This window comes from Neptuniibacter sp. UBA6509 (assembly GCA_002435145.1).
Lineage (GTDB): Bacteria > Pseudomonadota > Gammaproteobacteria > Pseudomonadales > Balneatricaceae > Neptuniibacter.
Window position 1 is genome coordinate 1 of the sequence record DJLT01000022.1, and the last position, 7529, is coordinate 7529.

Below are 7529 nucleotides of genomic sequence, written 5' to 3' on the forward strand. Positions count from 1 at the left end.
TGTACTTTCATTATTTTTCTTCTTGTATAAGCGAAATTGAATGCCGCACAACAAGGGGGTTTATAACGACATTGTTTAGAGAAATTCTAACGACATTAATTAAAATAATTCAAACCGACTATTAACCAGTTAAAGAGAAGATAAGCGATATTAAAATAATTGGGAAGTGCCTAGCCCTAAGCACAGTTTGAATAACGATGTATTCAATCCATAACCAAAGGCTAGGCACCTACCGAACGTAACCTAATGGGCATTAGGTCACTACCATCATCCGGGGAAGATGAAAATATTAGCGGTTTGCAAAGTACATCGTTACTTCAAAACCAATTCTTAGATCGCTATAAGCGGGTTTAGACCAGATCATATGTAACTCCTATTATTAAATTTATTATCAATCGTTCAACTGTTGCATTGCTAAGCGCCACACCTGTCGCACAAGCGGACAGCTATATGTTACTTTTCAGGCCTAACACCTAACATATAAATATCAAGCTAAATTTGTGCCAGTTATCCACTTATAATTAAACTCACGTTAGGATTCACTACAAACTTCAATACAACAAACAAACTTAGGACTGTAGAAGCTTTGGATCAAACCCCATAATTAGAGCCCCCCAATGACGCCCCTCCACATAAACAGGTATTGAAAGCTCATTGAGAATTTCACCTGTATCTCTAACATATGTTTGCATTAAAAAAGGCTTTTCATGAGTTGCTCTTCGCTGCTCAGAGCGCGTATCGAAGAAGATACGACGATTTCGGCTTTGAGCATTATCAAGCGTAAAATCGCCCACCATCATTTGTGACACCTTACGATGATGCGTAGCTATATAGCCACTACGGTCCACTAGAACTGAATAAATGAATTCTGAGTTAACCTGTATGAAATTATCAAAAACATTCTGAAACACTGAATCAAAGTTGTTGGTATACGCAGTTACATACTTTGCAGGCTCTTGATCAGGGTTGCTTCGCTGATAATTCGTATCAAATACATTACAGCGAGATTGCAGGCTTAATAACAACCCCTGCAACTCCAACTGAAAACCGCGCCCTTTTTGTAAAATGTTTTCAAAGGGACCGTAGCCAATAACAAACCGAGAAAGCAATTCCTGACTTTCCTCTGTAGAAACCTCCAAATCAGAAGAATAGTCCTGAGAACGCACCATCTCCTCTTTCATTTCTGCAGAAATTCTAGTGATATGCTCCACATGCTGATGTGAGTTTTTATTTGTATACGACAGCTCATCAATAGCGGCACTGATACTGGATAATTGGCTATTTACTTGCTCAAAATCAGTAACTAAGTTCCCAAACTGACCATTAGTTTGCTCAATAAAGGAACTCGTCGACTCTACATAACCTAAAATATTGCCCGCACTGCTTTTTGTATCCGCTACCAGTGACGACATTTGAGAGATGTTTTTATCAATTTCACTGGTTGCAGAGCCTACCTTTTGCGCAAGCCCGCGCACCTCATCAGCGACAACAGCAAACCCTCGCCCAGCATCTCCAGCCCGCGCAGCTTCAATCGATGCATTCAGCGCTAATAAGTTGGTTTGCTCAGAAAACTCCTGAACCATCAGGAGTATTTGAGTAATATTTTGTGAATTGGTCTGTAAGCTTTCAATCTTAACCTGGAACTGATCAACCAACTCTTTAATTGATTGAATCTGATCTTGAACCTTAAGCAACTCCGCACTAGATTCCCGCACATCGTTCAAATTATCTGAATTTTGCTCACTAATTTGCAAAGTACTTTGAGCAATCTCATCAATAGCTTGCGTCGATTCATTACTGGATAGAAAAACTTGATGGGCTTTCTCTTCTTGCGCTCCGGCATTAACCGTCGCCTCACTAATTACCTTCTTAAGGTGCGCAGCCGATACAGCGACATTCACACTTCGAGAACGCGTATCAGAAATAATCTCTTTAAGCTTTTTAGAAAATTCATTATAGCTTTTAGCCATAACGGAGATTTCATCATAGGTATATACAGGAAGAGTGGCAGATATATCCCCCCCTTTTTCTTTGATCGCACCAAGCACCTTGGTCATATCCTGAATAGGCCGTAAAAAGATATGACGCATAAAGAAGATTGTAAAAGCACCACTTAGAAACGCAAAGCCAACCGTCAATGATCCTGAAAACCAAAAGTCATTTAACGTATCCGTCAAAAGCACCCTTGCAGACTGCTCAAGCTCTATTGAGGACATGACCTGCTCAATTCTAGCTTCATGAAAAATGGCCAGTACCAACAAAGCCACATGAGGAACGATTAGAAAAACCACGTTCCCTATAATTTTCTTAGTTAGCGAGTTAAAAAAAGTGCGCTCAATATACTTATAGACGCTCATCAACTGGATTCTCATTTATTATCATTATTTTTAGCACCCACCAATCGATAAAATTAGCTAATGCATACCCGTGAAATAAAATAGAATCAAGAAATATGCCAATAAACGAGAAAAGGGGGAAACCAACACAACGTATTGAATTTAAAAGATATAGCAGCGGATAAGCGATAAAAAACCAAGAAAAATATAACACGCAAGAATCACACAAAAAGCAACTGTCGCACCTAAGCAACACTCGCCTCAAAAAACGAAAACAAAGGAAAAGGAAAAGAAACATAGAAATTTCAGGCCCAGAATGAGCCTGAATGCATATCTAAACTCAGGGGTGGGGAGTTATTTATCGATTGGCGAAATACATCGTCACTTCGAAACCAATACGCAGATCGTGAAACGCCGGCTTAGTCCATTTCATTCTTCATTCTCCACTTCACATTCTTGATGTTTATTAAATGTCTAATCTATCAAACTAACAGTGTCGCAGAAGAGCAACAACTGTAGCATTAGTGAAACAACTGTCTAACAACGGAGACATAAAATGGATATCAAGCGAAGCAAGACCTACCATCTCATACACCTGTTGCTAAAAAGCCACAGCAATAACGCAGCAATGAAACACATGTATTTTTATTAAAAATCAATATGTTACATGCCACTATTAGTAACATCTTATAAAAAGAATGTCACCCATAAAATAGAATATCTTTCAAAGAAGTAGGTTATGTAAAAAATAAAAAAACACCTTATAAATATAGGGTTTAACAGGTTTTAGAGACTAAATGGCAAAATAGAATGCTAAAATAAGCTTTAAAAGGGGTGGCACACATCCTGCAAACGTTTCATGCACAGTGTATTAAAACATTGCTATATTAAACTCATATAACAAAAATAAAGTGCCTCACTCATGAAGCGAACACTACCGTAAAAGGTATTATCCGCATGAATGTAAGGCTGAGGATATTTAGAGCATGAGAAATCTGCCAAAAGTGAATGGCACTAAGGATGTGGTTGCCTATGTAACAGGAAATTTCGAGGATCGAAACTTTAGACCCGAAGCACAAATTGCTGAATCATGGGAGCGTAGTTTACTTAAACATGGACTCGACCCTAAAAGCCCACAACCTGTCGATATTCTCACCGATTACGAAATTCAACAGCAACTTCAACGCCATGAAGATTATCTAAATATTGCTCGGAATGGATTAACCGGCCTTTCTAAACGTGTTGCCGATGCAGGCTTTTCCGTTTTACTTACAGATGAAGCGGGTTTAGCGTTAGACGCCCGCCTTCCATCAGCAGACAAGAAAACCTGGCAAGATGCAGGACTACTGGTAGGTTCCACCTGGAGCGAATCAGAAGCGGGAACAAATGGTATTGGTACCTGTTTGGTCGAAAAAGAATCCATGATTATTCATCAGCATGAGCACTTTTTCTCAAACCACAGTCAACTTAGCTGTTCAGTAACGCCTATTTTTGATCCGCTAGGTAACTTAAAAGGTTGCCTTAATGCCTCCTGCTTAGGCGCTACCGGTACAAAAGAAAGCCAGTTTTTAACCCTGCAGATGATCATTATGTATGGGCGGATGATCGAAAATAGTTATTTCCGCCAGACCTATCGCAGCCAGATAACGATGCACGTCAAAGAGACCAATAATTTTGCAGATCTAGCGCAAGAACAACTATTGGCAATTAATGAACGCGGCATCATTATCGGAGCAAACCGATCAGCCTTTGCCGAGTACGAAAGCCTACTACCTAGAGGCGAACAGCTACTTGGGCTGAAAATCGAAGATATCGTTGGTTTAACCGTCGATCAACTCTTAACAAAGAGTAATGGCGGTTCTACATCTATCAGACACGAATCACCAAAACTTCTAGATGAAATAGAAATTGCCTTACGTATACCTGCTAACAAAATCACATCAAGCATCATTACACCATCAGTAATAAAAGAGCCGAGTGCAACCAGTTCACCTAAAACGAATAAGCACAAGCACCCGACATTAGAAAAGTTAGCGGGTGAAGATCCTGGCGTCCTACGGAATGTGCAGCAAATACGCCACGTTATAAATAAAGATATCCCAATATTAATCACAGGTGAAACAGGAACAGGTAAGGAGGCATTTGCACGTGCTATTCATGATGCAAGTGATAAAAAAGATGGACCATTTATCGCGTTAAACTGTGCGGCTATACCTGAATCACTGATAGAGAGTGAGCTATTTGGTTATCGCAGCGGTTCCTTTACCGGCGCAAATAGAAAAGGGATGAAAGGCAAGCTAGAACAAGCCAACGGAGGCACAATATTCCTAGATGAGATTGGAGACATGCCTGCTCAGCTGCAAACACGTTTGTTACGTGCACTCGCTGAGCGTGAGATTATGCCGCTTGGCGCAACCTCCCCTATCGGGCTTGATATACAAGTGATCTCAGCCACTCACCAAGATTTAATGCAACATATCAAAGATAAACTATTCCGCGAGGATTTTTATTATCGCCTAAACGGCATGTCCCTTAAGCTCCCACCTCTAAGAGCACGTGATGATAAAGACTTTATCATTGACTGTATTTTAGATAGCGAACTAGGTGGCTCTGAAGACGTTCAATTTGCACCTCAAGCACGAGAAATACTCCATGAATATCACTGGCCCGGAAATATCCGCCAATTAGCTAACGTGCTACGTTATGCTTTGGCTGTTTCTAAAGATAAATATGTCACCATTGATGACCTACCGATAGAGGTCCGTGCGGCAAAAGACCTATACAAAAAAGAGGAAATAATCACAGAAACTGAAGAAAAGCCTATGGGGCTATCTGATTTTGTGAATGATGAAGAAGGGAAGCGATTGATTGAGGCGCTGCGCCATTATAAATGGAATATAACTCACGTTTCAGAGGAGTTAAATATATGCAGGTCCACTGTTTATCGTAAGATGAAGAAATACAATATCGTTCAACCTAATAATATATATTAATTCTGAATTCCGATTAATAGAAAGCCCGTGCGAACGGGCTTAGCTCACCTCTCGATACTTTCTACCTCTATACCTTCTACCTCTATACTTTCTTCGGGAAGGTACGACTCAGACCCTCACACTAAATGTTGTGCAGAACCAAATAGTAATAACAGATAATCAATCAGTTATTACTCGCGTTTCACCGCTTACTGTCTATTGGATAACCTGTGGATGGTGTTTCCTGCGCTCTTTTCAGCTGGCCGACACTTGCAAGGCTGGGCTACGAAAGCGACAAAACCGCTTTCATAAACACTCATACATGATGTGCATTAAAGAGGTACTTCCCCATTATTCCGATTTTTTATTACTACTAACCTAGATATCTTCTCTGCATACTCTAATTTTGTAGGCCATATATATATAACTTCATATATTGATTGTTTCGCTTCTAACTCTTTGCTGTGATGCCATAAACTAGCAACGTAATGATCGTCAAACTCAGTCAAAGTAGCATACGTTCTGCTCTGTTTGGTTGGAACAAAAACCTCTCTTCTTAACGCACTTGAAAATCGTTCTATTTTTGTAGGTTTCAAAAATTCAAAAACAAATAATAACTGTTCCATCTCAACTTTTTTATCCTGATCACAAGTAACACTATCAAGAGCAAGCGTTAGCGATGAAGAAATCAAATCGGCCTCTGAAGTATTTAAAAACAAATACTGACTGTTGCCATCAATATCAGCCAAAACAGCAGGATAGTAATCAAACTCTTCTGCATCTGTTTTACGGATAAATAATTCAAAACCTTCTTTATCTCTTAGCAATTTTGATAGCTCTCCATGCTTCTCAATTATTGACAATTTTCCTTTTCCCCATACTTCAGCAGGAACAGGTATTGATAGAGTGCCAAAATCTATATAGTGGTATTCACTATCTTCTACCTGATTAGGTAATTCATAGTTTTCATATACGAAGGCATTCTTATTTAAACGTTTAAATCTATCTTCACATTCATTGATCCAATTCGCCGCTTGGGCGGTGCTTCCCCATAAAAACATTAACAGTAGAAGATATATTTTACTCATTTAAAGTTACCTAGCTCTTGGGCCATAAAGGTTATAATTTTTATGGGCACGCCCCCATTCATTCTTCAATATAATTTCCAAAAACAATATTAATTTCACTCCTTGAGAGACTCTCCACAAAGAAATAAATATTTTTCGATTCAAAAAAACCAGAGTAAATACCTGAATCCTTATAAATAAGTAAATCATATAGCTCACATTGTTTTTTGTAGATCAGTTCATACTCATCACTAACTAGCGTTTTATATTTTTTATTATTTTTATTACCAAAATAAAAGAGCCCTCCCCCTCCAGCTGAAGAGCTTTTTATATAAAGCGACCCTTTCACTGAAACAGCGACCTGATAGTCCTTAGGTATATAAAACTCCCAAGCTCCATATTGAAAAACAGGCAGTGAAAACTTATTTCCACCAAGCACCATTTTACAATTTTCAGAAGAATTTACTAAGCAGCTAGCAAATAGCGCTACAAAAAAAATGATTATTTTCATTTATCCACCCAATAGTTTCCAAATACTACCCTCTGCTGTATCCCCCTTAGGTGTATCAGGAACAGAAGGAGCCACCTCATTGAATAACATACCCGTAGCCTCAATACCCGTAGCAATAAGCTTATAAGCTTTAACACCAGTAGCTGCATACTTCGTACGCACATCGAAAACTTGATGCTTTTTTTGTTTGAGCGGAATCAACATTTAAAATGGAGTACGTCCCCATTATTTAATAAAGCTTTATCCCATTGACTTCCCGTTCATGCATTATTTATCTTTTCTATTATTCAGAACTCTCAAAGAAAAAAAAGTAAGGATTAGTCCGGCCATAAATACAGTTCCCCCAATAGGAATAGCATTAGCCCCTAGCTCAACAGTCTGTCCATACTTAGGCACAATAAATTGTTTTGTATAAAAAATTTCAATGCCATAAAACATAAAACAAAACCCACATACAATCGGAGCATAAAGGTATATTTTATTCATCACTTTACCAACTTATCAATAGCACTACTCAGCAAACCCTTCCCTCCCTACGAGACTAAACCCAAAGAGTTTAATGGGATACATCCCCATTTATTCATTGAAAAAAACCAATCAAAAATAAAGTTATCCTGGTTTTTAATGGGGTACGTCCCCATTA

Annotated in this window: 8 protein-coding genes; 1 reads left to right on the plus strand and 7 read right to left on the minus strand. The window is 38.8% G+C overall.

Annotated features, from left to right (window positions below):
- Nucleotides 1-289 precede the first annotated feature (289 nt).
- The 3 genes from pqqA (B4K11_RS03080) to pqqA (B4K11_RS03090) form a co-directional block, all read right to left on the minus strand.
- Entirely contained in the window at nucleotides 290-364 is a 75-nt protein-coding gene (pqqA, locus tag B4K11_RS03080) for a pyrroloquinoline quinone precursor peptide PqqA (protein ID WP_292950867.1), read from the minus strand.
- Nucleotides 365-569: 205 nt separating this feature from the next.
- Complete coding sequence (locus tag B4K11_RS03085) at nucleotides 570-2357, minus strand: methyl-accepting chemotaxis protein (RefSeq protein ID WP_292950855.1); 1788 nt, start codon at nucleotides 2355-2357, stop codon at nucleotides 570-572.
- Nucleotides 2358-2694: 337 nt separating this feature from the next.
- On the minus strand, nucleotides 2695-2769 hold the full coding sequence (gene pqqA, locus B4K11_RS03090; RefSeq protein ID WP_292950869.1) for a pyrroloquinoline quinone precursor peptide PqqA: 75 nt from the start codon (nucleotides 2767-2769) through the stop codon (nucleotides 2695-2697).
- Between the two features lie 553 nt (nucleotides 2770-3322).
- Between pqqA (B4K11_RS03090) and B4K11_RS03095 the strand changes: the two genes are divergently transcribed.
- Nucleotides 3323-5329: a sigma-54-dependent Fis family transcriptional regulator gene (locus B4K11_RS03095; RefSeq protein ID WP_292950857.1), complete on the plus strand. Its 2007-nt coding sequence runs from the start codon at nucleotides 3323-3325 to the stop codon at nucleotides 5327-5329.
- A 311-nt stretch (nucleotides 5330-5640) separates the two neighbouring features.
- Here B4K11_RS03095 and B4K11_RS03100 read toward each other — a convergent pair whose 3' ends face one another.
- From B4K11_RS03100 to B4K11_RS03115, 4 genes are all read right to left on the minus strand, one after another.
- Complete coding sequence (locus B4K11_RS03100; protein ID WP_292950859.1) at nucleotides 5641-6396, minus strand: hypothetical protein; 756 nt, start codon at nucleotides 6394-6396, stop codon at nucleotides 5641-5643.
- Between the two features lie 58 nt (nucleotides 6397-6454).
- Nucleotides 6455-6886, minus strand: a complete 432-nt coding sequence (locus B4K11_RS03105; RefSeq protein WP_292950861.1) for a hypothetical protein — start codon at nucleotides 6884-6886, stop codon at nucleotides 6455-6457.
- Nucleotides 6887-7048: a hypothetical protein gene (locus B4K11_RS03110; RefSeq protein ID WP_292950863.1), complete on the minus strand. Its 162-nt coding sequence runs from the start codon at nucleotides 7046-7048 to the stop codon at nucleotides 6887-6889.
- A 105-nt stretch (nucleotides 7049-7153) separates the two neighbouring features.
- On the minus strand, nucleotides 7154-7372 hold the full coding sequence (locus B4K11_RS03115; protein WP_292950865.1) for a hypothetical protein: 219 nt from the start codon (nucleotides 7370-7372) through the stop codon (nucleotides 7154-7156).
- Nucleotides 7373-7529 lie beyond the last annotated feature (157 nt).

Coding starts and splice junctions, on each gene's coding strand:
- B4K11_RS03085 (WP_292950855.1), bottom strand. CDS start 2,357: ATGAGCGTCTATAAGTATATTGAGCGCACTTTTTTTAACTCGCTAACT.
- B4K11_RS03095 (WP_292950857.1), top strand. CDS start 3,323: ATGAGAAATCTGCCAAAAGTGAATGGCACTAAGGATGTGGTTGCCTAT.
- B4K11_RS03100 (WP_292950859.1), bottom strand. CDS start 6,396: ATGAGTAAAATATATCTTCTACTGTTAATGTTTTTATGGGGAAGCACC.
- B4K11_RS03105 (WP_292950861.1), bottom strand. CDS start 6,886: ATGAAAATAATCATTTTTTTTGTAGCGCTATTTGCTAGCTGCTTAGTA.
- B4K11_RS03115 (WP_292950865.1), bottom strand. CDS start 7,372: ATGAATAAAATATACCTTTATGCTCCGATTGTATGTGGGTTTTGTTTT.